Source organism: Rhodococcus sp. C3V (assembly GCF_029269915.1).
Taxonomy (GTDB): domain Bacteria; phylum Actinomycetota; class Actinomycetes; order Mycobacteriales; family Mycobacteriaceae; genus Rhodococcus_F; species Rhodococcus_F qingshengii.
The window spans coordinates 1-514 of record NZ_JARJBE010000089.1; the positions used below are offsets into that span (position 1 = coordinate 1).

At 41.8% G+C, this 514-nt stretch carries 1 protein-coding gene and 1 pseudogene; one reads left to right on the top strand and one right to left on the bottom strand.

From position 1 onward, the window contains the following. Positions 1 to 235: pseudogene (locus P3G66_RS31915) on the top strand (xanthine dehydrogenase family protein subunit M); the annotation flags it as partial. A gap of 48 nt (positions 236 to 283) precedes the next feature. Here P3G66_RS31915 and P3G66_RS32005 read toward each other — a convergent pair. Continuing rightward, on the bottom strand, positions 284 to 505 hold the full coding sequence (locus tag P3G66_RS32005) for a replication initiator protein A (RefSeq protein WP_346349180.1): 222 nt from the start codon (positions 503 to 505) through the stop codon (positions 284 to 286). Between the last annotated feature and the right edge of the window lie 9 nt (positions 506 to 514).

Consider the following 514-nt stretch of genomic DNA (forward strand, 5'->3'; position numbering starts at 1 on the left):
TGTCACCGGAGCCCGAATCGCTCTCGGAGGCGTGGCGCACCGTCCCTGGCGCGCCCACAAGGCGGAAGAGGTTCTGCTCGGATCTCCGCCGACCGAGGAAGTCTTCATACGGGCGGCAGATGCAGAACTAGCGGACGCGAAACCACAGTCGAGCAATGCTTTCAAGATTCCTTTGACACGCGGCGTCATGGTTTCGGTTCTACGGTCACTCACCGCGGGAAGGTCCACGAAATGAAGATGATCGAACCGAGCTACCTTAAAAAAAGAACTTGAAAGTGTTGATTTACTTTATCAAAAACGAATGGGCTATAACCCTAAAACTAAAAAAAATGAAGCAAATCAACACTTTCAAGTTCTTTTTTATTTTTATTACTGTTTTTTCTGAGTAATTAAAGATTTGCATTAAAGCAATATTTGAGTATTTGAAGTAGATATAATTGTCTTCATCAATCCATTCATTTTTAATTGAAAATTCTAGTTTATCTTTTAAAAGCATGTATGCAATTTTTGCATC